The sequence below is a fragment of the Vibrio sp. HS-50-1 genome (assembly GCF_024747315.1).
GTDB classification, from domain to species: Bacteria; Pseudomonadota; Gammaproteobacteria; order Enterobacterales; family Vibrionaceae; genus Vibrio; species Vibrio diabolicus.
In genome coordinates, this window is record NZ_JAMPZF010000004.1 from 65,263 (window position 1) to 90,875 (window position 25,613).

At 44.8% G+C, this 25,613-nt stretch carries 26 protein-coding genes; 6 read left to right on the forward strand and 20 right to left on the reverse strand.

Translation table 11 applies throughout. The features are described from left to right. The 7 genes from NDJ01_RS03475 to NDJ01_RS03505 all read right to left on the reverse strand — a co-directional run bounded on the left by NDJ01_RS03475 (position 1) and on the right by NDJ01_RS03505 (position 8,662). On the reverse strand, positions 1-537 hold the full coding sequence (locus NDJ01_RS03475; RefSeq protein ID WP_258586255.1) for a spore coat U domain-containing protein: 537 nt from the start codon (positions 535-537) through the stop codon (positions 1-3). Continuing rightward, the gene (locus tag NDJ01_RS03480) at positions 538-1,071 is read right to left on the reverse strand and encodes a spore coat protein U domain-containing protein (RefSeq protein ID WP_233059815.1); all 534 of its coding nucleotides are present in this window, start codon (positions 1,069-1,071) and stop codon (positions 538-540) included. It abuts the gene before it with no gap. 377 nt (positions 1,072-1,448) lie between these two features. Next, positions 1,449-2,480, reverse strand: coding sequence for an L-threonine 3-dehydrogenase (gene tdh / locus NDJ01_RS03485; RefSeq protein ID WP_005394871.1), 1,032 nt, complete (start codon positions 2,478-2,480; stop codon positions 1,449-1,451). A gap of 44 nt (positions 2,481-2,524) precedes the next feature. After that, on the reverse strand, positions 2,525-3,718 hold the full coding sequence (locus NDJ01_RS03490) for a glycine C-acetyltransferase (RefSeq protein WP_005394869.1): 1,194 nt from the start codon (positions 3,716-3,718) through the stop codon (positions 2,525-2,527). 212 nt (positions 3,719-3,930) lie between these two features. Then, positions 3,931-6,261, reverse strand: a complete 2,331-nt coding sequence (locus NDJ01_RS03495; protein WP_258586256.1) for a bifunctional diguanylate cyclase/phosphodiesterase — start codon at positions 6,259-6,261, stop codon at positions 3,931-3,933. Continuing rightward, the gene (locus NDJ01_RS03500; RefSeq protein ID WP_005394865.1) at positions 6,258-7,190 is read right to left on the reverse strand and encodes a transporter substrate-binding domain-containing protein; all 933 of its coding nucleotides are present in this window, start codon (positions 7,188-7,190) and stop codon (positions 6,258-6,260) included. Before NDJ01_RS03500 ends, NDJ01_RS03495 begins: the two co-directional genes overlap by 4 nt. 62 nt (positions 7,191-7,252) lie before the next feature. Then, entirely contained in the window at positions 7,253-8,662 is a 1,410-nt protein-coding gene (locus tag NDJ01_RS03505; RefSeq protein ID WP_258586257.1) for an aminotransferase class V-fold PLP-dependent enzyme, read from the reverse strand. 541 nt (positions 8,663-9,203) lie between these two features. Between NDJ01_RS03505 and NDJ01_RS03510 the strand changes: the two genes are divergently transcribed. Next, on the forward strand, positions 9,204-9,719 hold the full coding sequence (locus NDJ01_RS03510) for a superoxide dismutase family protein (RefSeq protein ID WP_309474516.1): 516 nt from the start codon (positions 9,204-9,206) through the stop codon (positions 9,717-9,719). A 30-nt stretch (positions 9,720-9,749) separates the two neighbouring features. Here the strand turns inward: NDJ01_RS03510 and NDJ01_RS03515 are convergent, their stop codons facing one another. The 4 genes from NDJ01_RS03515 to NDJ01_RS03530 all read right to left on the reverse strand — a co-directional run bounded on the left by NDJ01_RS03515 (position 9,750) and on the right by NDJ01_RS03530 (position 13,433). Further along, positions 9,750-11,123, reverse strand: a complete 1,374-nt coding sequence (locus tag NDJ01_RS03515; protein WP_258586258.1) for a sensor histidine kinase KdpD — start codon at positions 11,121-11,123, stop codon at positions 9,750-9,752. Positions 11,124-11,166: 43 nt separating this feature from the next. Next, complete coding sequence (locus NDJ01_RS03520) at positions 11,167-11,898, reverse strand: response regulator transcription factor (protein ID WP_054755106.1); 732 nt, start codon at positions 11,896-11,898, stop codon at positions 11,167-11,169. 146 nt (positions 11,899-12,044) lie between these two features. Next, on the reverse strand, positions 12,045-12,740 hold the full coding sequence (locus tag NDJ01_RS03525; protein WP_105067525.1) for a spondin domain-containing protein: 696 nt from the start codon (positions 12,738-12,740) through the stop codon (positions 12,045-12,047). 9 nt (positions 12,741-12,749) lie between these two features. Then, positions 12,750-13,433 (reverse strand): spondin domain-containing protein, encoded by a 684-nt coding sequence (locus tag NDJ01_RS03530; RefSeq protein WP_005384002.1) that lies wholly within the window; start codon positions 13,431-13,433, stop codon positions 12,750-12,752. Positions 13,434-13,984: 551 nt separating this feature from the next. Between NDJ01_RS03530 and NDJ01_RS03535 the strand changes: the two genes are divergently transcribed. The 3 genes from NDJ01_RS03535 to NDJ01_RS03545 all read left to right on the forward strand — a co-directional run bounded on the left by NDJ01_RS03535 (position 13,985) and on the right by NDJ01_RS03545 (position 15,860). Continuing rightward, positions 13,985-14,458, forward strand: a complete 474-nt coding sequence (locus NDJ01_RS03535; protein ID WP_045479764.1) for a hypothetical protein — start codon at positions 13,985-13,987, stop codon at positions 14,456-14,458. Positions 14,459-14,535: 77 nt separating this feature from the next. Then, positions 14,536-15,465, forward strand: a complete 930-nt coding sequence (locus tag NDJ01_RS03540; protein ID WP_203343043.1) for a LysR family transcriptional regulator — start codon at positions 14,536-14,538, stop codon at positions 15,463-15,465. Between the two features lie 11 nt (positions 15,466-15,476). Beyond that, positions 15,477-15,860 (forward strand): VOC family protein, encoded by a 384-nt coding sequence (locus NDJ01_RS03545; protein ID WP_009704980.1) that lies wholly within the window; start codon positions 15,477-15,479, stop codon positions 15,858-15,860. Between the two features lie 51 nt (positions 15,861-15,911). Here NDJ01_RS03545 and NDJ01_RS03550 read toward each other — a convergent pair whose 3' ends face one another. The 6 genes from NDJ01_RS03550 to NDJ01_RS03575 form a co-directional block, all read right to left on the reverse strand. Continuing rightward, a complete protein-coding gene (locus tag NDJ01_RS03550) occupies positions 15,912-17,351 on the reverse strand; it encodes a PepSY domain-containing protein (protein WP_145533794.1) in 1,440 nt (479 codons plus the stop codon). 151 nt (positions 17,352-17,502) lie between these two features. Next, entirely contained in the window at positions 17,503-17,862 is a 360-nt protein-coding gene (locus tag NDJ01_RS03555) for a hypothetical protein (protein ID WP_257081890.1), read from the reverse strand. Positions 17,863-18,038: 176 nt separating this feature from the next. Next, positions 18,039-18,428, reverse strand: a complete 390-nt coding sequence (locus tag NDJ01_RS03560) for a cytochrome b562 (RefSeq protein WP_005394852.1) — start codon at positions 18,426-18,428, stop codon at positions 18,039-18,041. Between the two features lie 155 nt (positions 18,429-18,583). After that, positions 18,584-19,336, reverse strand: a complete 753-nt coding sequence (locus NDJ01_RS03565; RefSeq protein ID WP_258586389.1) for a phosphatase — start codon at positions 19,334-19,336, stop codon at positions 18,584-18,586. 83 nt (positions 19,337-19,419) lie between these two features. Next, complete coding sequence (locus tag NDJ01_RS03570) at positions 19,420-19,866, reverse strand: SRPBCC domain-containing protein (RefSeq protein ID WP_005394850.1); 447 nt, start codon at positions 19,864-19,866, stop codon at positions 19,420-19,422. 99 nt (positions 19,867-19,965) lie between these two features. Then, complete coding sequence (locus NDJ01_RS03575) at positions 19,966-20,889, reverse strand: DMT family transporter (RefSeq protein ID WP_258586259.1); 924 nt, start codon at positions 20,887-20,889, stop codon at positions 19,966-19,968. A gap of 129 nt (positions 20,890-21,018) precedes the next feature. On the opposite strand from NDJ01_RS03575, the gene NDJ01_RS03580 reads away from it, so the two are divergent. Beyond that, complete coding sequence (locus tag NDJ01_RS03580; protein ID WP_258586260.1) at positions 21,019-21,909, forward strand: LysR substrate-binding domain-containing protein; 891 nt, start codon at positions 21,019-21,021, stop codon at positions 21,907-21,909. 125 nt (positions 21,910-22,034) lie between these two features. Beyond that, complete coding sequence (locus NDJ01_RS03585) at positions 22,035-23,039, forward strand: trypsin-like serine protease (RefSeq protein ID WP_374044953.1); 1,005 nt, start codon at positions 22,035-22,037, stop codon at positions 23,037-23,039. A 13-nt stretch (positions 23,040-23,052) separates the two neighbouring features. Here the strand turns inward: NDJ01_RS03585 and fliJ are convergent, their stop codons facing one another. From fliJ to fliH, 3 genes are read right to left on the reverse strand one after another with little or no spacing between them, the layout of a single operon-like run. Further along, entirely contained in the window at positions 23,053-23,493 is a 441-nt protein-coding gene (gene fliJ, locus NDJ01_RS03590) for a flagellar export protein FliJ (RefSeq protein WP_005394844.1), read from the reverse strand. Between the two features lie 24 nt (positions 23,494-23,517). Continuing rightward, on the reverse strand, positions 23,518-24,864 hold the full coding sequence (gene fliI / locus NDJ01_RS03595) for a flagellar protein export ATPase FliI (RefSeq protein WP_005394843.1): 1,347 nt from the start codon (positions 24,862-24,864) through the stop codon (positions 23,518-23,520). Beyond that, a complete protein-coding gene (gene fliH, locus NDJ01_RS03600) occupies positions 24,857-25,612 on the reverse strand; it encodes a flagellar assembly protein FliH (RefSeq protein WP_005394841.1) in 756 nt (251 codons plus the stop codon). The genes fliI and fliH overlap by 8 nt, the downstream gene beginning before the upstream one ends. Position 25,613: the final 1 nt, after the last annotated feature.

The following is a 25,613-nucleotide window of genomic DNA, read 5'->3' on the forward strand; positions in this document are numbered from 1 at the left end:
TTACCACTCAAGCGTTAAGGTAAGAGTATCTGTATAAATACCAGCGATTTCATTTCCATTTAAGATCGCCTTTGCCCAAATTGGCACCTGAATGTTGTCAGGGTCTTCATTAGTTCCAACAGAATAGGGGGTATCAATGTCTAATACTTGAGAGTGCTCTGCATCTTCAAATAATAAATAATCCACCGTACTCGACTTTTCTGTGTGCTTCAGCTTGCGTACTCCTAGCGAAGCGTTCAAACCACCGTCAATCTTAATATTCATGGCTATGCCAGGGGTACAACTTAACGTAAGCCCACCGTTGTAGGTGATGCTGCCTTCTACTTCCGCAACATAAATAGCAGAATGTTCACCAAAGTTTAACTCTCCTATTGTTCCAATTTGAGTGTTACTCTCTTCTGTCAGCGCACCATTGATCAGACACCCCGTATCAATGGTCGCTGACACTTGGAAAGTTTCACTCTGCGCTGCAAAAATAGGATAGGAAAAAGTGGCACAGGCGGTGAATAAAAATGCTTTGAGTAATATAGAGTTCACTTACCAACTCAGAGTTACGTTTAGTGTATCAACATAATTTCCTGCGACGCTGCTGGTACCGTATGCCGTGGCGTACAAATTAATGGTCTCTGAATCAACACCATTAAATGTAGAGAGTGCTATAGGGTTACTCGAGGTAAACTGGGTAGAACGATCTGAATCAGTGAAGAGAGTGTAATCCACAAACTCGGATCCGTTGGTCATTGCGTGATTACCTGTCGTCGAACTGGGATCGTTGGCACCACTGACTAAAGAGAAAGTAGGCGTGACTCCATTGCTGCAAAGTATTTCGATCCCCGTACCACCTTCCCCAGTCAAGACTGCTTCTTGCTCAGTAAAAATGGCCGGAACGTCACCAAAATTTAATGAGCCAAAACCAATATTACTGGAACCGTTCACCGCATTGTTGCCATTAATGACACAGCCTTCCACTAAATTGATCGAAACGTCTATCGTACCGCTAATTGTCTCTGCCCTCGTTTGTAAGCTCAACACTGTAAATAACAAGGGAATAATCAAACAAAAAATTTTCATATGAAGCTCCATTTCTATCTCTGTGAACTCTATACAGATGATTGTATTATTAGTTATAGCTCAACAAATAAAACAAAGTGCATATCAAGATTAAAAAGATAAAAAGAAGTCAGTTCATTGTAGTTGTCAAAAGAAAAGCAGTGCTTTACACCGAGATATTCTTTTAGGTTGGAATATAAAACCACCAATTAACCACACAAAGTAAAAGGCCTTTAGTGTATTCTGCATACGTTGAAACACGAAGAAGGCAGTTTTTTCTGAATTAGACAGCTTTTAGAAACGAAAAGAGATAGGGTGTGAGCTAAATAATAAAAAATCTAAGCGTTTAAAAAACGAAAAAAAACGCCCCTTTCGGAGCGCTTTCTTATTTGAGCAGATTATTCCCAATCAAGGATAACTTTGCCAGACATGCCTGAACGCATGACATCGAAGCCTTCTTGGAAGTCATCAATCTTGTAGTGGTGCGTAATAATTGGTGATAGATCCAGACCAGATTGAATCAGTGAAGCCATCTTGTACCATGTTTCGAACATTTCACGACCATAGATGCCTTTGATAACTAGGCCTTTGAAGATCACTTGGTTCCAATCAATGCCCATATCTGATGGTGGAATACCGAGTAATGCAATACGGCCACCGTGGTTCATTGTGGTTAGCATTGAGTTGAATGCCGCTGGGTTACCAGACATTTCTAGGCCTACGTCAAAGCCTTCTGTCATGCCTAGTTCAGCCATTACATCTTCAAGCTTCTCTTCAGCAACATTTACTGCGCGTGTTACACCCATTTTACGAGCTAGCTCTAAACGGTACTCGTTTACGTCTGTGATAACCACATGACGAGCGCCGACGTGTTTCGCAACTGCGGCGGCCATGATGCCGATTGGGCCAGCACCAGTGATGAGCACGTCTTCACCGACTAGATCGAAAGAAAGCGCAGTGTGTACCGCGTTACCGAACGGGTCGAAGATCGATGCTAGATCGTCAGAAATCTCGTCAGGGATCTTAAACGCGTTAAATGCAGGAATCACTAGGTATTCTGCAAATGCGCCTTCACGGTTTACACCCACACCGATCGTGTTGCGACACAAGTGAGTACGACCGCCACGACAGTTACGGCAGTGACCACAAGTGATGTGACCTTCACCAGATACGCGGTCACCGATTTCAAAGCCACGAACTTCCTGACCAATCGCAACCACTTCACCCACGTATTCGTGACCGACAACCATAGGCACTGGAATTGTCTTTTGTGACCATTCGTCCCAGTTGTAGATGTGTACGTCCGTACCACAGATAGCGGTTTTCTTAATTTTGATCAGAATGTCATTATGGCCAACTTCAGGTTTATCAACCTCAGTCATCCAGATGCCTTCTTCAGGCTTTAGCTTTGATAATGCTTTAATTTTCATAATGTAACCTTAATTAAAGGCCCTATTATCTAGGACCTAGAGTCTTAAATAAGACCCATGTCCTTACCAACTTCGATGAACGCATCAATTGCACGATCTAGCTGCTCACGAGAATGCGCTGCTGACATTTGAGTACGGATACGCGCTTGGCCTTTTGGTACCACAGGGAATGAGAAGCCGATTACGTAGATGCCTTTCTCTAGTGCTCGTTCAGCAAATTCTGCTGCCACTTTCGCATCACCTAGCATGATTGGAATGATCGCATGGTCAGCGCCGCCCATTGTGAAACCAGCAGCTTCCATACGTGCGCGGAAGTGTGCTGCGTTTTCCCATAGACGGTCACGTAGGTCACCGCTCTCTTCTAGTAGATCTAGAACTCGGATAGAAGCGCTTACGATTGCTGGTGCAACAGAGTTAGAGAATAGGTATGGACGAGAACGCTGACGTAACCAGTCGATCACTTCCGCTTTACCAGACGTGTAACCGCCTGAAGCGCCACCCATTGCTTTACCTAGCGTACCTGTAATAATGTCGATACGGTCAACCACGTTGTGGTATTCGTGCGTACCTGCACCCGTTTTACCCATGAAGCCAACCGCGTGAGAGTCATCAACCATGGTCAGTGCGCCGTATTTTTCAGCTAGGTCACAAATAGCCGGAAGGTTCGCCACTACGCCATCCATTGAGAACACACCGTCAGTAACGATAAGAATGTGGCGTGCGCCTGCTTCTTTCGCAGCAATCAGTTGTTGCTCTAGCTCTTCCATGTTGTTGTTCGAGTAGCGGAAACGCATTGCTTTACATAGACGAACACCGTCGATGATTGACGCATGGTTTAGTGCGTCAGAGATGATTGCGTCTTCTTTACCTAGAATCGTTTCAAATAGGCCCGCGTTTGCGTCGAAACATGATGTGTAAAGAATCGTGTCTTCTTTACCTAGGAACTTAGAAAGCTTCTGCTCAAGCTCTTTGTGGATGTCTTGAGTACCACAGATGAAGCGTACTGAAGCCATACCAAAACCGTGTTCGTCCATACCCGCTTTACCCGCTTCAATTAGCGCAGGATGGTTAGCAAGACCAAGGTAGTTGTTTGCACAGAAGTTTAATACTTCTTCACCGGTAGAGATTTTAACAGCCGCTTGCTGCTGAGACGTGATTACGCGCTCTGATTTGTAAAGACCTTCAGCCTTCACTTCTTCAATTTGCTGCTGAATCTGTTGGTAGAATGCAGAAGACATTTGAAATTCCTTCCTGGTTATTTTGGCGAGTATTTACTCGTTTAGAATTAGGTTGAGCCTTTATGTGACGGGCATCACGGGCTATCACTCATCAATTAATTGTAGTGTAATTCAAGGAAGGAAGAAGGATTATCCCTTAAGGTGGAAAAGCATTAATGAATTCAAAGCACGAATTCAATTAATGCTTTCCTATATTATTGTAATAAAAGGAGTTATCGCCCAGTTGGTTGTTTAAGTAGTGCTTCAAAGTCTTTGGCTGGTAACGGGCGGCTATAGTGGAAACCTTGCCCGAACTCACAGTTTAAGCCTTTTAGATAATCGACATGACGCTGTTCTTCAATGCCTTCAGCAACAATCTTAAGGTTCAGCGCTTTCGCCATTGCAATGATCACGTTGACGAGCTCACGATCGGAGTCGTTTTCGAACATATTTTGCATAAAGCTGCGATCAATCTTAAGGCGATCGAACGGGAATTTCTGTAAGTAACTCAACGCAGAATAGCCAGTACCAAAGTCATCGATGGTAAGCTTAGTGCCTAACGCTCTTAAGTTATTGAGCATGTCTAATAGCTCTGAGTCGTGGTTAAAGAGAAGGCTCTCTGTCACCTCAATATCGAACTTATCTGATGGAAGACCAGATTCCTCAAGGCTCTTCTTAATAAACGCAAGTAAGCGATCACAATACCTAAATTGAACACTGGAGAAATTCACAGAAACAAACAGCGGCGTCAGACTTTGCCATTGCGCCGCTTGGCGGCACGCTTGCTGGATAGCGAATTCACCAATTTGATGAATCAAGCCATTTTTCTCAGCAATAGAGATAAACTCTTCAGGATTTACGAATCCGTACTTCTCATCATTCCAACGCATTAACGCTTCTGCGCCAACAATTTTATTACTGCTCAGCTCAATAATAGGTTGATAATACAACTCTAGTAATTGGCTGGAGATGGCATTTCTTAGTCGGTTTTCCAAATCCAAATAGCGTTGCAAGTCTTGGTTCATATTGTGGTTATAAAAGCAGAAGGCATCGCGTCCATCTTGCTTCACGCGATACATCGCCATGTCAGCACAGGCGAGGAGCTGCTCGGCATTATCTCCATCATCCGGAAATACAGACATTCCGACGCTGCTACTCAAGAAGAATTCATGGTTGTTCCATACAAATGGATCGTTAAACGCCGAAAGCACGCTTGAAGCAACGCGCTTCGCGGTGTCATTATCAGGCAAGTCAGGAATCACTAATAAAAACTCATCCCCACCAATTCTCGCCAATAAGTCTGTTTTTCTCGCGACTTGATGCAGTCGTTGAGCACTAAGTTTAAGGATCTCGTCGCCAACAAAGTGACCCATTGAATCGTTAATCTGCTTAAAGTGGTCTAAGTCAATAAACATGACCAATACTTTTGAACCACTACGTGACGCTCTAATCAACTCCAAAGCTAGTCTCTCAGAACCGTAGCTGCGATTAGGCAAGTTAGTCAACGTATCGTATTTAGCTTGGAAGGCGAGTTCTTTTTCAGACGCTTTTCGGCGTTCAATTTCGTTAGTTAGTTTTTGGTTCTGTTGAGAAAGAATGTCTTTTCGCTTTTTCTCTTCTTCAAGTTTAATTTTCAATTCAATTCTATTATTGTTTGTAATGAACGCATAACACAGCGCAATAACAACCATAACAGCAAGAATACTCAAACCGAGAATGAAGATCCGTGATGTGAAAATATCTCGCTCACTCAAAGGCTCAAACCAAGCCATAAGTTTGAAGTGATGTTTTTCAACAGGCACTTCAAAATATATCTTTCCATCAACGGCTTCAGATATTAAATAATTCTCATCTTTATTATGAGAAGACGTTTTATTTATTGTATCCCATACGACCATCTCAACGTCTTTTATTTTGAGCACCATCCGGCTATAACTGTCTTCGTGCTCTTGATTAGTGAGCTGATCAATAACAATGTTTTTATTGAGATCTGCAATTAGAAAGGCAACTGGCTTTCCAGAGAACTTAACTTGCTTAATGACTTGAATACGCACGTCGTCGTTATATCGAGTTGCACAAACCTCTTCGGGATGCCCATGTTGAGTCATTAAGGTTTGGATATCCATCTTATGCTCTATGTTGTCTTCAGAGCCCGTCGTGACAATCGTTGTGCCATCACTTCCTACCAGTGTGAGCTTTTTATAGATTTGGCTGCTATTAATTAACTTACCATCTATCTTTTCATCGAAACGACGCTTCAAGTTAATTAAACTCGCTCCTAATCCGTACTCCATTGACATGCCAGAGGCTAAATTAGCAAAGAAGGTTTGTACTGTTTTATCTGTAGATAAATTATCAACATCCTCACTGGCAATGGTAAATAAATTATCGAGTGTGCTTGCGTAGCTTTTTACTTTTAAACCGAGTTCCCTATGTTGGGATTCTTTTAATTTATTTTGCCCCAAACTTGTCACAACAATAAGCATAGCTAAATAAATAGAGACTAATATTGCGCTTATTGCAATAAATTTTTTACTGGATATTTTTTTAACGGCCTTTTTCATCGGGTTTTCTTACTATCTTCTATGAAGTAATCGTTATAAAAGTAGTAAATAGATGGATAGTATTTTTTTACTAATTTTTCGTAGGTTCCATCTTTCTTTATTGAATCTAAATAACGATCAAATGCTTTGCGTAATTCCGGCGAGTTTTTCCGGAATGCAACAGCCATTTTCTGATTTTCGGATACTGGACCAATGACTTTTATTTCACCTGGCCATTTTTCTAATGCAATTAACGTATCGGCGACGTCTAGTAATGTGCTTTCCGCATCATTTTTCATTATCGCTGGCACCATCTCATTCAGAAGACGAGCCCCATCAGGCAGTATGACTTTTGCGCCTGTGTCATATAAGTCATAAAGGTTAGGGTCCAAGCAAGAGTGCTCCAACGCCAACACTTCGCGACCATGAATAAGCTGCTTGACGGTTTTTACATCTTCATCAACCGACCCACTGGGTTTAATCGGACTCAGCGTGGAATCTGTTCTGGAAACTAACCAAACGCCTGACGGGAAGTAATCTTGTGAAAAGTCTAAAACTTCAGAACGCCAGTCAAGAATGGTAACGCCATTTGCGATCAAGTCCCCCTCGATTGGAACACTTTCTCCCACGACGGCTTGCTTATTATGGTATTGAACATCTTGGCCCGTCAGCTTACCGACCATATCGCTCCACTGAGCTGGAACATATTGGTACTTAACGCCCAACGACTTGGCAAAGCCTTTTACTATCTCTACATCTAAGCCAGTCAAGGTTTCCACTTCACCTTGTTCAATATAAGAAACGAAGTTAGCGTACGGCACACCAATATGGCGCAACACTCCGCGATCACGGATCTGTTGTAAGTCGTCTGACCAAGCGGAAGAGGACATAACAGAGGCCGCCATAAGCGCCATCGCCGCTAAAGTTCTTTTGAATGTTTTGACTGACATAATAATATCCTTACCTTTCACAAAGCGCCCAATCATGGGCGCTTGAGTGATAAACAACGATGTTAGAACGACGAGTAATACAAATTCGTCATCGCCACCACGAGCCCTTCAACATCCTGCTCGTCATGGAACAAGTGCGTGGAGATACGGAGTGCGTAAGTATCAAAGTCATCATCTTTATGCAGCTTAAAGCTGGTTGTTCGAATGATGTAGCCATATTCTTCACGCAGACGATCTCTGAATTCAGTCAATATGTCTTCATTCGTCACATCAGAGAATGGGTTAACTGTGGTTAAGCCACTCGTTAAACCTTCCACGTTTGGTGAGTACATTTGGGCTTGTGGCAAGTACTCTTGAAGTAAGGTTTTACACAAACTACCAAGACTTAGAACACGTTCTTCAATGCGATCACGACCAATCTCATCCCACAGTTTACAGCTATCAACTAACGCTTGTTTAGCAGGATAGTTGTCGTTCCCGATGTACTGCATCTGTAACTGCTTGCCTAAGTAATCCGCATGAGAAAGTGAAGAGTTGATCAACCACAACGGGTTTTCACGATCACTCCAATACTCATTCAAGCGATTGGCGTTATCACGTACGTACAAAATACCGGTTGCGCCAGGACCACACTGCCATTTGTGACCAGAACCTGCATAGAAATCACAATCCATATCATGGAAATCGAGGTCAAACATACCGACAGTATGCGCTCCATCTACAAGCGTAGGCACACCATATTCTTTCGCTAAAGCACAAATGGCTTTGGCTGGTAACGCCGTTCCCGTTTTATAGGTGATATGAGAGAACATGATGAGGCGAACGTTTTGATGCGCATCAAGCGCGTCGCGGAAAGCTTGGATGTAATCTTGTTCAGAAACGTCTTCAGTACCGGTAAATACCGGTAGTTGAATTTCAACAACATCGACGCCAAAACGATGTTTTGCGACGTTCATCGGTGATGTTGCAGCCATATGCTCATGGTGCGTCGTTAAAATCACATCACCTGGTTCAAAGTGTAAGCCGTTAATGATCGAACATAGACCATCAGTAGTATTGCGGCTGAGAATGATTTCTTCTGGGTTAGCACCAAAGCCAGACGCTACTTCTTGAACCATCTCAGAGACATAAGGCCAAGAGCCAAATTTGCCCTTCATATCCCAAGGATACTTAGCCACCAACTTGTTGTTATGCTCGTAATCTTGAAGAACTTGTCTTGGCATAGAACCCGTTGTGCCAATGTTCATGTAAGTCGTACGTTTATCCAAAACGAACTGTCGTTGCACTTTACGCCAAAAGCGCTTATCGTGTTTTCTACCTAGCCCGCGGCTGCTCCAATCAATTTTCTGTTCTCGTGCTTGAACTGCGCCCGAGAAAGCGGAAGCACTCACACCAGCAACAACAGCTCCTGTTGCGCCTTTCAGAAAATTACGGCGGCTGCTATTAGTCTGAATAGATTCCTTGTCTTTCATCTTTTTCAATCCTTGTCGGAAATTAGCCATATTATTAATTTTAAGTGCGTAACTATCTGTTACTAAAACATTATTACCCATTAAAACCAGAGTTTAATTTTTTCCTCTGCCATTAAGTGACTTTAGTTCCAATTTTTTATCTTATTTGATGATATAAGCAACAGTTTGACCACAAACCTATAAACAACCATATTCACATTAAAATATTCATTAAATTGATTATTTTTTATAGAAGACAATTCCGACAACTTCTTTATAAAACAATTATGAGCTTTGTTATAAAGTCATTAAAAATTTAACTTTGCGTTAATTTAAAAATATTCAGGCTATTTTTTGATTGACGTCTATTCTTTTTATATCTGAACAATCTCAATATGTTAAGTCGTAATAATGGAGAGCTGGTTTCGCAGATAGATACCAGTTTAAGACCATAGAGTGAGACACATCACTCTCTGACATAAACCCACCGCTAAACAGACATAAGGAAGAGAAGTTTTCACTAATATGTGCTTGAGCGTACAACCAAAAAGAAGGAAGTCCCATGTTAAAAGGATTGCTATGCATTTCAGTTGCTGCCACTCTCGTAGCCGCTCCTAATGTACTTGCGCAGACTGTCGCGATGACCGATCTCAACAGCAAGAAGAGCGCTGGCACCATTGAGATTTCACAAAGTGACTATGGCGTGGTATTTATGCCTCAGTTATCAGGTTTGTCAGCAGGTGTGCACGGTTTCCATGTTCACACTAATCCATCTTGCGATAGCATAGAGAAGGATGACAAAACCGTATTAGGCGGCGCAGCAGGTGGCCATTATGATCCTAACAACACAGGGAAGCATGGCTATCCTTGGACCGATGACAATCATTTAGGCGACCTGCCTCCACTCTATGTGGACATGGATGGCAATGCCAATCAGCCCGTTGTCGCGCCTCGCCTAAAATTATCAGATTTAAAAGGCCGAGCGTTAATGATTCATGCTGGCGGCGACAATCACTCCGACCACCCCGCTAAATTAGGCGGCGGCGGTGCGCGCGTTGTATGTGGCGTTATTAAGTAGTCATTCGATAAGCCAAATTCGCGCTTCTCCTCAAGCAGCGAGAAGTGCGAATTTTTGTTGATACTCAGTGTCCGTCTCGCACGTCTCTAAGTAGCTGTGGTGCAACATTAAAATTGACTGCACTATCTTTGTACCAATTCCTAATGCGCCCCCGACGGCATCTTTATCAATTCGATTGACAAAAGTGAACAGGATTCGCGACTTATCCTCACTCAAATGCGCTTGGCAATGCACTTCCGAGCCGATTGGGCTGTGGCGCAACGCATTTTCAAGCAGGTTAAATACCAACCGCTCCAATAGCCCCTTGTCACCCACGGTTTGGATTTCGCTATCGATATCCACTTTCAACACCACTTCTTTACGAGAAAACTGGCTCTGCATCGTTTCAGCACATTCTGCCATCAACGCGCCAAGATCCACGGGGCGGTACTCGTAGTTTGGCATTGGGGCTTCTTTACGGGCAGCGTCTAATAAAGAATGCAATTGAGTTGAGAGCTTCTCACAATTTCGGAACGCGACATCAATCAAAGGATCAGATTCCGGATGTTTCAAACGCCACGTTTCCAAATAACCAAGCACACTCGATAACGGCGTTTTTAAATCATGACTGAGCTGCAACAAGCTCTGACGACGATGAGAAGACTGATACTCCAACTGTAAAAACTGCTGCTGAATGTGCTTCGCCATCATCTGATAAGAGTGCGCAATCGGCACGAGCTCCGGCACTTGGTGAGTAAAGTCAGGTTGCAGGTGAAAATCATGTTCAGCTTGCTGTTGAAGTTGCTTGATCACACGCTCAATCGGGTTCAACAGGCTACGTTTGACCAGCACATAAGCCCCGAGAGCAAAGCCTAAAATGGACACTAAGACCAATCCTGCCAGCGCGATGTAAGGGGTATCGACTTGCGCATTGGCAATGGCGTCATGTCGGGTACTGCCAATCACCACATAGAGATAACCGACCGTAGAGCCTAATTCCTCTATCGCCGCAACAGAAAACACTTTGTGTTCACCGCGATTACGAGGATCTTCGCCTAAGATGGGAAGCGGTTCGTTGTTTAAAAATTGCTGAATGGGGTTCAGATCCACCGCTCCCATGATCTCCGCCCCTTCTGGTGCTGCATGAGTGGTGATGTTGCCTTGGCTATCGAGGAAGTAGATTTCAAAATCAGGGCCGATCAGCATGAGCGTATGAAAGATCGACTTGAGCGCTTTAGGGTTGTAATCCGTCCCGATCATCAGCGGATTGTCGTCACGCATGTGGCTAGCTAGCTCTTTATGCAGGCTTTGCTTAGTGCGTAACTCAATGGTTTCTTTTTGCCAATTGTAAGTCAGTGCAATCACTACCGCCGCGAGACAGAACCACAAGCTAGTAAATACCACTAAGCGAGATTTGAAGCTCATCCTATCGCCTCCTTAAACAGCACTAATGACTGGAAGAGAAAAGTTATTGTCGTGGCTGAAACTTGTACCCCACGCCCCAGACCGTTTGAATAAAGTGATGCTCAGAGTCAGACAAAGACAACTTACTGCGTAGGCGATTTACGGTGCTACACACAGTGTGGTGATAACCAGAATGACTGGTGTTCCATACATGATCGAGCAATTCATCTTTACTGTAGACTCTACCCGGACGAGTCGCGAGAAACTGCAGCAAAGTAAACTCCGTCGCGGTAAGAGTGACGTCTTTGTCGTTTAGGGATACTTGGTGCAACTCCGGAATAATTCTCAGCGGACCAAAATCCATCGCATCGTCTAGGACTTCATCTGCTACTTTGGCTTCTGCGGTTTGGCTGACTCTGCGTAGCACGTTTCGCACTCGTGCTTGGAATTCTAATACGCTAAATGGCTTAGTGATGTAGTCATCAACACCCGCTTCTAAGCCGTCAACCTTGTCCATTTCACCGTCTCTGGCTGTCAGCATGAGCACTGGGCTCCAATCTTGTTGCTGACGCAAATAATGGCAGATATCGAGACCATCACCATCTGGTAAACCTCGGTCAAGGATCAATAAATCAAAGGGTTGTTGCTGATATTGCGCTTTCGCATCGGCGACATTTGTTGCTCGCGCCACTTGGTGTCCTTGAAACTTGAGATGCATCTGAACCAGTTCTGCCAAATCATCGTCATCTTCCACCAGCAAAATGTTCGCGACTAAATTGATTGCCTGTTGTTCCATGGTCCTTTCCTTGCCTTCGAGTATCCTCATTTTGCACATGACCGGAACAAGCACGCATTTCTTTCAAAAAAGGCACCGATGACGCCATGAGGGTTAAAGCGCTCGGCTACAAACGCTTTGGAAAGGAGACGTCATCGGAGCCTGTGTTACTCGACTCGAGTGATGGTGACTTTCGCACCTGGGTTCAAGAAACGATGGTTCGCAGAGAGGGCTGAGTTTGCTAATCCGTCATCTTGGCTAACAACACCCGCATGGAATGCAACAACGTCACTGCTGTCATTACGAGCGGCATTGAAGCCCTCACCGCCACCTGCTGGGCCCGGAATAGTTTCGGCAAGCTCATCGTTTAGCTCTGTACCCGAATCCCAAACGTTCATGCTCATTTCGTAGCTTTCACCCACTGCGAGCGATTTGAGCGATAGCCCCGTTTCACCAACAAAGGCATCGTTGGTATTCACAAACATAGACGCCACAGACAAGTAACCGTAACGACTAGGGTCAACCGTGATGGTGACTTCGTCCGATGCGCCAGGCAATACCAATCCATTACCTGAAATACCTTGATAGACACTGTCATTGCTGTTCATCAATTCAATCAGCTCGGCGTTACTACCACCTTCGGCAAGATGCTCAAGTTCAACAGATGCCGCTTGGCCAACTTCAAACAGTTGGTAGTCACCATTGTGAGTGAGTACCGCAAGCGGAGACATAGGTTGATTCGCAGTCAAGTTCGCCACGTTGACGGTGTAACGGTACGATTTCACTACGTCGTTATCATCATCGCTTGGACAACCGGCGAGCAAGCCGACTGAAGCTGCTACTAGTAAGATTCTGTATTTCATACATCCCCCTTACTTCACAACGATTGTGATGGTTGCAACTGGGTTTAACCAACGATGGCTGCTGCTGTCTAGGTCACTGATGCCGCCGGTTGGATCGCTATCACCAAGGTTACCCGGATGCACGTGAACTTTGTCGTTAGTTACCGTTGCTTCAACGCCTGTGCCGCCAGTACCAAAGGTAATGAAAGGTGGGTTTGGCATGCTAGACGCAAGTTCATCGTTCGCTTCTGTACCGGCATCGTAACTTCTTAGCGTTGCTCGGTATGTACCCGCTTCCGTTGGAATCTTCCAGCTATCTAGGCCGACAAAACCGTCATTGGTTGGCAACAACATCGCGCTCAGAGAAAGATAACCGTGGTCGCCACTGTCTAAGGTGAAGGTGGTTGCTACACCCGGATTCAAAATGCCACCAGCAGGGTTCTCAACCACCGCACCACCAGCGTTACCAATCACACTAGCAAGACCAGAGATATCACCGCCTTCTGCCATTGCTTCTAGTTCTGGCGTTGCTGCTTGACCCGTTCTGAACATTTGAAGGTCAGAGCCATGTGCAGCAACAATAAGTGGCGTAAAGTAGATGCCTTTGGTTGCGTTTGTCACGGTGATTTCCAATTCCGCCGCATTCACTGATGCAGAGCCTAATGCCATTGCGACTGAAGTCATGACGAGTCCGAGTTGGGTACGTTTTTTCATTGTGATTCCATCCTTTAATGAGGGTTGAACTACCCAAGCCCATGTGTACGGCTTTGCTTCTTTGTTCGTGACTTGAGTAGGTTAAGCATTACGTTTCGAACGTTTTGCGTTCTTGCCTCTAAGAATGACGAGCAAATCTATCAGCAACTTCATCGAATTCTCATAAAATTCTCACAAGTTCTGTTCGAATTCTGTCAGCAGCACTTTTTTATTTATACTCAAGTAACCTCGAGATGCTTGGCTCAGCGAGAATGACTTGGTTTGAAGGCGAGGCAACAATTTGAAGATCTAGTGGTTCTAAATCGAAAATTGTTAACGAAGCATGCGAACCAAGGCAACTCGCCCTTTGGGAGCGTGTCACTGAAGCAATTTCTTCGTCAAACAACTTGGAAAGAGCTCGCTATTCCGCTTCGTTGTTTTCCTTGAACTTGAATCAGTGATAACGCTCTGAACCATGTATCTTGAAGTCACTTGAGTATATTCAGGTATTTACACGTCGCGCTTTCCCCTCCTACAATGCGGTATTCTCTGTTTAAATCACGATTCTCACCATGATTCATAACGTTCTGTCTGCCTACTATGGCGAAATCTACGGCATCGCTTTTTTCAACCACTACTTGAGCCATTACGCCCAAAGTGAACAACAAACGCTGTGGCAAACCTTGATTGAAGTGGAAGAACTCACCGCAGAAAAGCTCAAACCTGTACTGCTGACAAATGGCATGGATATCGAAAGTCGATACCAAGAGATGCTAGATAAAGGCTTGGCAGATGCAACCAAGTGGATTGGTTTACCATGGCAAGAGTTGGTAGCGACTCTTCTGAAGTGGGTAGAACCTTATGAGGTCAAATATCGAGAGTGGCATGAAGAAGTGAACGCTTCACAACAGTATTCAATCGCTGAGCGAGAAGCTATCGAGTTAATTGCAGACCATGAAACGGCCATTTATCACTGTTGGCAGCAATACCATACTGGTGAATCTGGCTTGCCTGCACTCAATGCATTTTTGGCAAAATATCGTTAAAGCGAGATGGTGACACTTGAACCTCGTGAAACCGTACCAGACAATATCGTTATTCCGCTGCGCAGAACTGAACAATTATGGTTAATCCAAAACTCATTGCCCTACTTCCTGATCTTGCGTCGTTTATCTTAGTGGTAAACGAAGGCAGTTTTACCGCTGCTGCTAAACAACTCGGCGTAACGCCATCGGCTTTAAGTAAGTTGATCACGCGATTAGAGCAAGCGCTTTCGGTCAAATTGTTTGAGCGCACGACTCGTAAGTTGATCATCACTCAAGCTGGGCAAAAGGTTTACGACCAAAGCATCGCAATGGTGAATGCCGCGCAGCAAGCCGTTGAGCTATCTGCGGAAGATCATGCTGAGCCAACAGGCGCACTCACAGTAGCAGCCCCTGAAGCATTTCTTAATTCGGTGCTTCAACCGTTTGTTTTGCCATTCCTTGAACGTTATCCAAATATTCAGCTTAAGCTGCGTGCAGCAGATGGTGAGATCGATCTGTTCCGCCAAGGAATTGATGTCGCGTTTAAGCTCACCGACAAACCCGATGAGAATCTGGTACTCAAAGAGATCAGCAAGACCAATCTCGTTTTATGTGCCTCTCCAGATTACCTCACCAAACACGGTATGCCTGAGCATCCGACTGAACTTGAGCAGCACGATTGTATTTACCTTGCCGAGAACGACAAAGACAACATCTGGTCGTTCTTTAAAGAGGAAGCCTTTCATTCGATTGCAGTCAGTGGGCGCTACGCCGTCAACCATTCTCAAATGCGCTTGAACGGGGTTAAGTCTGGCTTGGGAATTGGAATCTTCCATGACTTCGTGATCAAAGACGCGTTAGAGCAAGGAGAAGTGGTGGAGGTTCTATCGGATTGGATGATCAAGAGTAACTACCACGGTGCTATCGCGATGCAGTATGCACAAACCAAATACATGCCTGCTCGCCTGCGCGTGTTTATTGACTTCGTTAAGGAGCATTTAGTCTCCGAGGATACTAACCATGTTTGAAGAGGCTAACCATGTTTAATGCCATTCATCATGTCGCGATCATTTGCAGCGATTACCCAAGGTCAAAACGCTTTTACACTGAAGTGTTGGGGTTAAAAGTCATTGCCGAGAACTATCGTGAAGCCAGAGACTCATACAAGCTTGACCTCGCTTTACCTGACGGCAGCCAAGTCGAACTATTTAGCTTTCCGGGCGCACCAGAGAGACCGAGCTTTCCTGAAGCACAAGGGCTACGGCATCTCGCTTTTTTGGTTGATGATGTTGAACAGGTGAAAGCCTACCTAGAATCGAATGACGTTGAAGTTGAGCCAATTCGTATTGATGAATTCACAGGCAAAGCCTTTACCTTCTTCCAAGATCCAGATGGCTTGCCACTGGAGATTTACCAGAAATAAAAAGAGCCAGCACGTCGCTGGCTCTTTTACCATTCCATTCTTTGTCTGTTACTAATTCAACGCTGTTTTCAGCTTCTCAACGCGGTTAAACAACAGCCAATCCAGTGCGAGAACGGTAACAATTGCCAAACCGCCCATCGGGAACGCCAGACACAATACTACCAACGTTACTAAACCAAGCTTCCAAATGCCGTCTTGCTGAAACTTAGGTGGCGCGCCCAATGCGGCACTGCGACTTGGTCTACGAATCCACCACATCACCACACCTGTGATTGAGATTAAAATGAACGCCAAACAGAACACTACGTTGAGCACTTTGTTAACCACACTGACATCACCTTGATGCAATGACACACCTGCCGCCATGAACTTGGCAAATAGGCTGTAATCTTGCCACGTTACATCCACCAACAAGCGACCGGAATATTGGTCAAAGTGGCTGGTGCGATCTTGTCTTGGGTCGGAAATGTCGCCGCCCATAGAGTTAGCTGCAACGGTGTAAACGCCCGTCTCAGAGCGTGGTAAAAACAGCTTATAGCCAGTGAAGCCCATCATTTCAGCCTTGAGGATGATATCATCAATGGAGAGCGCATCATGACTGCCTGCGTATGCCATCTCTTCCTTCATATTGGCATGATCATGAGCGGGCTTATCTTTCGATTCTGGCACAGCAGCAAGCTCTAAGTTCCATGGCATCTCTTCTGAAGCACCGTGGTTAAGATCTTTATGTGTCAGTGTGGATTCCGGTTTCTCACCCCATGTGTAATAGGTTGGGAAGGTATTCCAAGCTTGCACCATTTTCGCTCCCCAGATCCCTGCCCACGACAAACCTGAAATCAAAAAGAACAACAGTACAATCGACAGCACACCACCTAAATTCGCATGCAGGTCACGCATCAAAATTCGAGGACCATTGTTAAGGCGAATTTTCAAAAAGCCGCCGCGGCTGGCGTTGTCTCTAGGTAACCAAAGGTACAAACCAGACACCAACAGCAAAATCCCCAGACTTGCGGCGATTTCAATTAAACGGTCGCCTAGGTCGCCGATGAGCAACGTACCGTGAATGCTGTTCATCAGTTCATAGATGCTGTCACCACGATTAATGGTGCCTTGTACGTCTCCTGTATAAGGATTTACTGCAACAATCAGTGAGCTGCCTTCTTGGTTTTGAATCGAGAAGCGGTTGGCAATATCGGCCGTTTTAGCAGGTACAAATTGAGTGACATTAAAATCGGGATACGCCTGCTTGACGGTTTCCAGTTGTGCAGAGACAGGAACCATGTGCTCTTGTGGTGAAACTTGTAATGTCGCTTCATATCGAGCCAGTTCGATTTCATCATCAAACAACATCACCAACCCAGTGAGGGAAAGCATGAGCATAAATGGAATGACGAACAAACCTGCGTAGAAGTGCCATCGCCAAGTCATAAAGTAGATGGATTTTGCGCGTGAGGCTTCCTTGAGTTGAGGCTTTGCCGAGTTTCTCAACATGTGTATTTTCCTTTTTTCATTGTTGAACACCCAAATTCAGTCAAACGCATCCTGCACATACACATTCGTATGTGGCGCTAATTGACTTAGATTCGGGAGTACTACTGCTCAAAGTGGCAGTGTTATGTGACTTTACTTGTTATTGTTTTCGTTATGAGAAAAGGGAAACTGGCGGCGCTCTAGGAACTGGCGTTTCAAATCGTACACTTAGAGCCAAAAAAGTGTAGCTTTCAGAAATGACCAAGCTCAGTTGTGGAAGTATTGGTGTAGTTGGAAGTGAATCATGATGAAAAGTCGAAAAGTGGCTAAAAGGACAAGGTTTGCCTTTATGGCTGACGGCATTGTCACTTTCTTCGATTTGAACCAATTCAAAACCATTAAGCGTACATAGCGTCGCCCACACGCCCATGCTGTTACCATGAGCATTGATAACAGGCATCAGCGTCACTAGCACCCAACTTAGAGCACTAGCAAATAGCATGGAGCGATAAAAAGGAATTAATCTACGCATAACGGTGACTTAACAAATTTAATTCAGCGTAACTAATTCTGAGTGCTAGCTCAAAAACAGGATCAATAAGTGGTTGCCACCTCACAGCTTTTCTTCAATAACGCAATTGACAGACACAAAAAAGCCCACCAAAACGGCAGGCTATTTTCATATTCTATTGTCAGCTTTTATCGCGATTAGCCGAACAGCTTACTCCAAATACTTGGGTTACGCTTGTCGTGGTATTCTTCACGTAGGCTATCAATTTCACGTAATTGTGCTTTCGCGTCTTGCAGGTTACCAGCGTCTAAGTCTGCCTCAATCTTGTCTAACGTTACCGTTAGTTTATTAAAGCCTTCTAAGTAGGTATCGAATTTCTCTGGTGGATAGTTGCCGCGCTTAGATTGCTCGACGATTGCTTGCAAGCTATCAATTGCAGACTTCATGGTTTCAACATCCGACGCTTCTGCCGCCTGTTTGAATTCCATCTTCATCTGCTTCATGTTTTGTTTTAAATCAACCGCTTCTGCCATTGCGTATGTTGAGCCAAACGCAATCGCACACCCTAGGACTAAAGGACGTAACATTTTCACTTCTCCATTTATAGTGCCGAATTCTCTGTCGGCTTTATTTACCCAAGTAACCCACGCCATAAAAGGCGACAAACTAGCTTAGTTGAGTATTTCCGGGTCGCAGTGTAAAGCAATCTTACGCCAGGTGCATACCTAAAATGTAATCAAGTTTATGCGTTGCGAATGTCGTCATACTCTGGAATTGGCTTACGGCCTCTCAGAGCTAAGAAAGACAAAAACTGCTGAGCGGTGTGAGTAATCACTTTTTTGCTATCGATACCCACTCTATCCATTAGCTCTCCAACCAAATCCAGATTACCAACATCATGACAGAAATGCGCATCACTTCCCGTTGTGAAGAAGACGCCAAGCTCTTTACCGATTTGTGCAATCTCGTGGCAACGGTCTACACTACCCACTCGGCTATTCCCTTTTAGCGTGGTGTTATTGATTTCAATCGCAACATTATGCTCTTTCGCGCACGCTAAAACGGCCTGAAAATCAAAGTCGAAATTTGGATTCCCAAGATGGCCAAGCGCATCAATACGACCGTTTTGAATCACATTAATGAGCGCTTCCGTATGAGTTTCTTTGTTTGCAGGACGAAAAACAGGTTCATGGAAACTTGCAATAACCCAATCTAGGTTACGATCGACACTCAGCGGAATATCGATGTCGCCTTCGGTATTAAGAATGTTGGATTCCACACCCCGAATGATCGCGATACCGTCTAAAAATCGAGGCAGGATTTTTTGGTTGGAGAAAAACCAGTAATGCGGCGCGCCCGGCATTGATTCTGCGTGATCGGTCGTACAGAACATATCCAAGCCATTCTCTTTCGCCAATTTTGCATTTTCAATCAAGGTGCTGTACGCATGACCACTGGCGTACGTATGTGTATGGGTATCAACTTTAAATTCCATCATCCACTCTCTTAGGTGCGCTATCTTGCGTGCTATTGTATACCTACACGTGACGTACCGTCAGCCCAAGATGAGTATCAGACTTAAGCTTGCTCCTCACTGATGGCTTTTATTAGGGGCAACGCTTTTTCCCATCCGTGATTAAACATAGAAACAAAGTCGCTGTGCGTATGAATGGTGACATTGAGTAACAAACGATCACTGTTGGTGTCGATCTGATAGATCTCTCGTGATCCAATCCACTTAGATGCTAAATCTCCATCCAGTTGCTGCCTATTATCCGGATTAAAAATGGCAATGTGATGAAATTCAAGGCGCTGTTGCGGTTGCACGATATCGATAGTCGCTCGCGTTCCGCCCATATCGGGATCAAAAAAAGTGATGTCTTGCCCTTCTTCCCATATCCCATCAAATTGAGACTGGGGTGAGAAAGCCTGTGCCCAGCGTTTGTATAACTCAGCATCGGTTAGCACTTCCCACACCCGTTGCGGTGTAGCCGAAATCTCAACGTAATAATTTAGCGTAAGCATTATTTCTCTCCCTGAACCTTTCTTGACGCTAGTTCATTGTCAGAAAAAATCAAACCTCACCTCTGATTTGCCTTATTTAATCCTCTATTTTCCGACAGGCTAAGAAGTTCTCGCTTGTAACCTACCACCACGATGCGCCGTAAAGCGAACCCAACATGTGTTCAGTATGGTTGCGAGCACGATTAAACTCATCCCGATAATTTGGCTTTGACTCATTCGGTCATCGAAAAACGCACTCTGCCAAACCGCGGTGAACAGTAGGTTAGTAAAAATAAGTGGTGCAAGTTGAGAGCCGCTGCTTGCCAGTTGATACGCTTTGGAGCGGAAAACTTGGGTGTTAATGATCATCAGGGACATCACACCGAGCCACAGCATATTAGAAGAAACAGTAGATTCCATCACATTGGCTTTGAGGAAAACATCGATGTCGTTAAACAACGTTAGCGGTAACAGAAATACGGCAGCAAACCCAAACGCCCAAAAGTTGATTTCTAATGGCGACATATCAGTTTTACTCACTTTATATAGCGTAAGCTGAGAGCCGGAATTGAAGAGTCCACCAGCTAGACCGAGTAATAAATCCGAGCGCCAAGTAAACTCCCCACCAACTCCCGCCAACATAACCACTCCAGTAAACGCCATTGCTAAAGCCGCCAATGTTGAAACGCGAATGTGGCCTCCCATAAACAGCTTTTCAACCAAAGGAATAAATAATGGGCCAGTGGCAAACAATACCACCCCTTCTACCAGCGTTAACGTTTGTAATGACGCGATGAAACACAACTGTGATAAGCCGATACAGAAGGCGCGAAGCAAAATCGGTTTTAACGTCCCAGCTTTAGGAAAGGTAAGATTTTTGAAACGAAGTAAGACAAGCAAAATAAGTGTAGGAGCCAAAAAGCGTAAGAAGCTAAACAGTGTGACGGAAAGTTCACCTGTCAACTGCTTTGCTAACAACCCAGTAACAGATAAGCTTAACGTAGACATCAGCATGAAAAGGATAGATTTATTTACTGCATTCATTCGATACTCCTTAATATGTGGAGTATTTTATGAGATATCACTTATTGTAAATAGCGAGTAATATTAACTATTAATGTAAGAAAAACTTACAAGTCAACTTATCTCTCATCATGTTATGGTTTCTAAAATATGCGTAAATTAGTCCCTCTAAAATCCATCTATGCATTTGTCGCTGTGGCGGAATCTGGCAGCATGACAGAAGCAGCGCAGATATTAAGTGTGAGTCACTCGGCGGTGAGTCAGGCGATAAAATCACTGGAGAGTCAGGTCAACAAGCCTCTGTTTGATCGCGTAGGCAGACAAGTTCAACTTAATGCTGACGGTAAAAAATATTATCGAAAGGTTGCGCCAGCTTTAGAACAAATTGTCGATGCCACAGAAGCGCTAATCCAAGACCAAAACTTACAACGTGTTACGCTTAATATGGTGAATTCCTTGGCGCTGCATTGGTGGATTCCGCGAATGTCGAGTTTGCAGGACTTTGCTCCGCAATTAGACGTTCGTTTATCCAACCTGTCTGGCAAGTTTAATCTAGAACAAGAAGGCATCGACGCAGCACTCGTGCATGGAAACACCGAGGAATGGCAAGATTATTACTGTGAAAAGCTCAGTGAAGATGAACTGGTTTTGGTGTGTAGCCCTGAATTGATAGCTAAGACGAATGACTCAAATATCGCTCAACTGTTAAAGCAGTATCCCATCATTGAAGTCACTAACGAACGAAGAAAAAATGACTGGAACGTGTGGCAGAATGCGACTGGCATCCTGCGACCTAAAAGCAAAAAACCAATCACTTTTAATATGTCGATACAAGCCGTCCAGGCCACAACTCGTCGTTTGGGGTTATTGGTCACTCATCGCTTGTTTGTGAAAGATGACATCAAATATGGCCAGTTAATCGAGCTGGGCGAACCCGTAATTAATCCTCATCAACAGCTTTACTTTGTATGCCCGCCACACAAGCTAAAGCTGGAATCGTTTCACCTTCTGCGCTCGTGGTTGCAACAATCATTCAATTAAAGAAACCTTTTGTTAAGCACATTCATTGAAAAATTAGTATAAAGTTAGAAAGAGCACTTTTCATCCAAGGATGGTTTATGAAGCGTTATCAAATATGGTTAAGCGTACTCTGCCTCACAGTACCCATGAGTGCAGTCGCTGAAAGTGAAGACGCTCATTCAGAGCAAGGCATCTCAACGGCAATCATAGGCGGCCAGCAAGCCACTCAAAATCAATTGCCCTTTTTCGCACGACTCATTCTACACAAAACTGGCGCTAATCAATTTGCCAACATCTGTGGCGGCACGATTGTTAATGACCGCTTCATTTTAACCGCCGCTCACTGTGTAGAGCCGAGTGTTTTTTCTGACGGATGGACAATCAATGATCTACGAGTTTTAGTAAAAAACCCGACAATGAATGATGTGTTTGTTGAAGAATTCAAAGATGTTCGCTCTATCGTCATTCATCCAAATTACGAGCCTAGTGATTTATGGATTAATGATATCGCCGTACTTGAACTTACCCACCCGATCACCGACAACGTTCAATCCATTACGTTGCCGCAAGATTTTGGTGATTACAACAGCCAATCGGTTTATCAGATATTCGGTTTAGGGCAAACCTCGACCAACGATGAAAATGGACCAAGTTATTTGCGATGGGCGGAAGTAAAACCACTCACCGATGCGCAATGTGCTTCTTTAGTGACCGGGTTTAATGCTCAAGAAAGCTTATGTGCCAATGGGTTTCCTGAGCGCAGTTATACCGGTATTTGTAGCGGTGACTCTGGTGGCCCTCTCACCTATCAAGACAATAACGGAATGTATCAACAAATCGGTATTGTAAGCTATGGTTCTTCTGTTTGTGAATCCGCTGCGATTCCGAGTGTGTTTACTGAGGTTCTAAATTACACAACATGGATTGAAGCCCAAACCAGTTCGGGAGTGAAGACTCGTTACAATGCCCTCTTAGCAAGCACAGAAGATTATCATAGTGAAGGTGATTCCGGCTTTGAACCAGAAGATACCAACACATCTGGCTTTGAGGACAATGGCAGTAGTGGTGGCGCACTTGGCGCAGGGATGATCATGCTTGGAGGCTGGTTTGGTTGGCTAAGACGCCGAAGAAATTATTCGCGCTCCAAATAGCTTCGATAAGACATCATAATATCTTGCGCTTAACACGAGAGTTGATGATGTCTTCTATTATTTTTTGCTCTTTTTTCGCTTTTTCATAATTTTGCTTAGTACGCCATCGTTCGAGCACTTTTTCTAACCCTTGAACACGAGCGTGTTTGTGCTCCAGCGTTTTTTGTACAGACGCGCATTCCGCTTGCATGACGGCTTGTTCATGCTCATGGTGGCGAAGCATTTTTTGCAGCATTTGATCGACACGATTAAAGTTCATCAGTGCTGCGCTTGTCAGTGTTGGAACAGTTCTGGTTGATTGTCCCGCATGACCTTTCAATGCTGACAATTGTTCCAACTGCATTGAAAGATGGGAGTGACGTTGACGCATGGCATCAAGTTGTTGACCCACACGATCACGTTGCTTTTCTTCCATTTGTTGCAGCTTACCCACTGCTTTTAACTTGGATTTCATCTCAACGATGCCACTCCCACTTGGTTAAGCACTTTGAAAAAGCTGCGCGAGCTCGGTCAAACTGGTTGGGTAATCCACTGACTCATTAGCGGCTTGTTGTAAATACGCACGTAAGTTTGGATACATAGCAACAGATTGATCTAATTCAGGATCTTGCCCCGGTTGATAGCCTCCTAACGGCAACAGTTCTTTCACCTGAAGATAGTTGGAGTACATCTGGCGGAAATTATTCGCGATCGTGCTATGCGCCTCCTGTGTACAGGTGCTCATACAACGGCTAATAGACGCATTAATATCAATGGCAGGATAGTGCCCTTGCTCGGCAAGTTGACGCGATAATACGACATGCCCATCTAAGATAGCACGCGCAGAATCCACGACAGGATCTTGCTGGTCGTCCCCTTCCGCCAACACGGTATAAATTGCGGTTAGGCTACCGTGCTGATTTTCACTGTTGCCCGCACGCTCAAGGAGTTGCGGTAACACGCTGAAGACAGAGGGCGGATAACCGCGAGATGCCGGAGGCTCGCCAAGCGAAAGAGCGATTTCACGCTGTGCCATGGCGTATCGAGTGAGAGAGTCCATCAACAACAGAACATCTTTGCCTTGGTCTCGAAAATACTCGGAAACGCGATGACAAAGCAGTGTCGCTCTTAACCTCATCAGCGGGGATTCATCAGCAGGAGCTGCGATGATAATCGCCTTCTTGCGCGCCTCTGGGGTTAAGTTTCGTTCGATGAATTCGCGTACTTCTCGGCCTCGCTCACCAATAAGACCGACCACAATCACATCGGCTTCGGTGTTTTTGGTGATCATCCCCATTAAAACACTTTTACCGACACCACTGCCCGCCATTAAGCCAATGCGTTGCCCTTTTCCGACGGTCAAGAGTCCATTGATTGCGCGCACCCCAACGTTGAGTGGGGTATCAACAGGACGTCGCTTCAATGGGTTAATCGGTTTTGGTTCAAGTGAAACACGATCTCCCCCTTTAAGCGGTGCCCCGTCATCCAACGGCTCACCTAAACCATTCAGCACTCGCCCTAACCACTGAGCACTTAACTGCACGGTACTGTCACCGTCCAGAGGAATGACTTTCGCACCAGCAAATAAGCCACCTAAGCGCCGAATAGGCATTAGGTAAGCAATAGTGTGCTCAAAGCCCACCACTTGCGCTTCGATCATGTCGCCTTCTGCGGTTTCTACGAGACAGCGCTGCTCCAGTTTAAACCGGCACCCAACGGCTTGTAACATTAAGCCGTTTACTTTAATCAAGCGCCCTGTCACGCGAGCAACAGGGATTGAATCGAGCGAAGCCAATGCTTCGCTCAAACGCTCACTCAATAGCTCATGGCTTAAGGTATTACTCATGCTCTGATTCTACCTGCGGAATACTAACTTCATCCAAAAGGTGTTGTTTTACATTGTCCATACAGGCTTCTAAACGAGAGTCGCAACTTGCATCCGCCTCTGCATCATCGGTCACTAGTTGGCAGCCACCAATCGGAAGTTCCGTATTAGCCACCAGTTTCCAAGATTGTGGTAGATCAGCATTAATGTGAGTAATTCGTTCTAAATCCTGCGGATTTAAATGCACGGTTACGGTTTCCGCTTTGCCTGGCATGGCAGACAATGTCTCATCCACCAAAGCAAGGATCTGTTGAGGCATTAAAGTGAGCTCAGCACGAATCACTTGCTGAGCCACTTTTTGTACCAGCTCACAAATCATATGGCGTTGCTGTTGCTCTTTTTCGTCTTGCCAGCGAGACAGCGCATGAAAGAGCTCGTTCACGGGTTTCGCCGCCTCTAGAAAACTCTGTTTTCCTGACTGCTCACCAGACACAAAGCCTTTTTGGAAGCCTTCTTTTTGCCCATCTAGCAGACCTTGTTGCTTACCCTGCTCGATACCTTGACGTAAGCCTTCCTCATGCCCTTGTTGTAAACCTTGTTGAAAACCGGCTTCAAGCTGTTGTTGAATATCAACTTGCGGCTCTTGCCAACCTTGGTTATCTAGCCCGAATTCGTCTTCTATAGCCTTAGGCTGCGCCAAAGGCGGAAAACGGTGCAAACGGTATCCACTCGGCGGCAGTCGCATCGTACTTGATTTTGTCTCTACCATG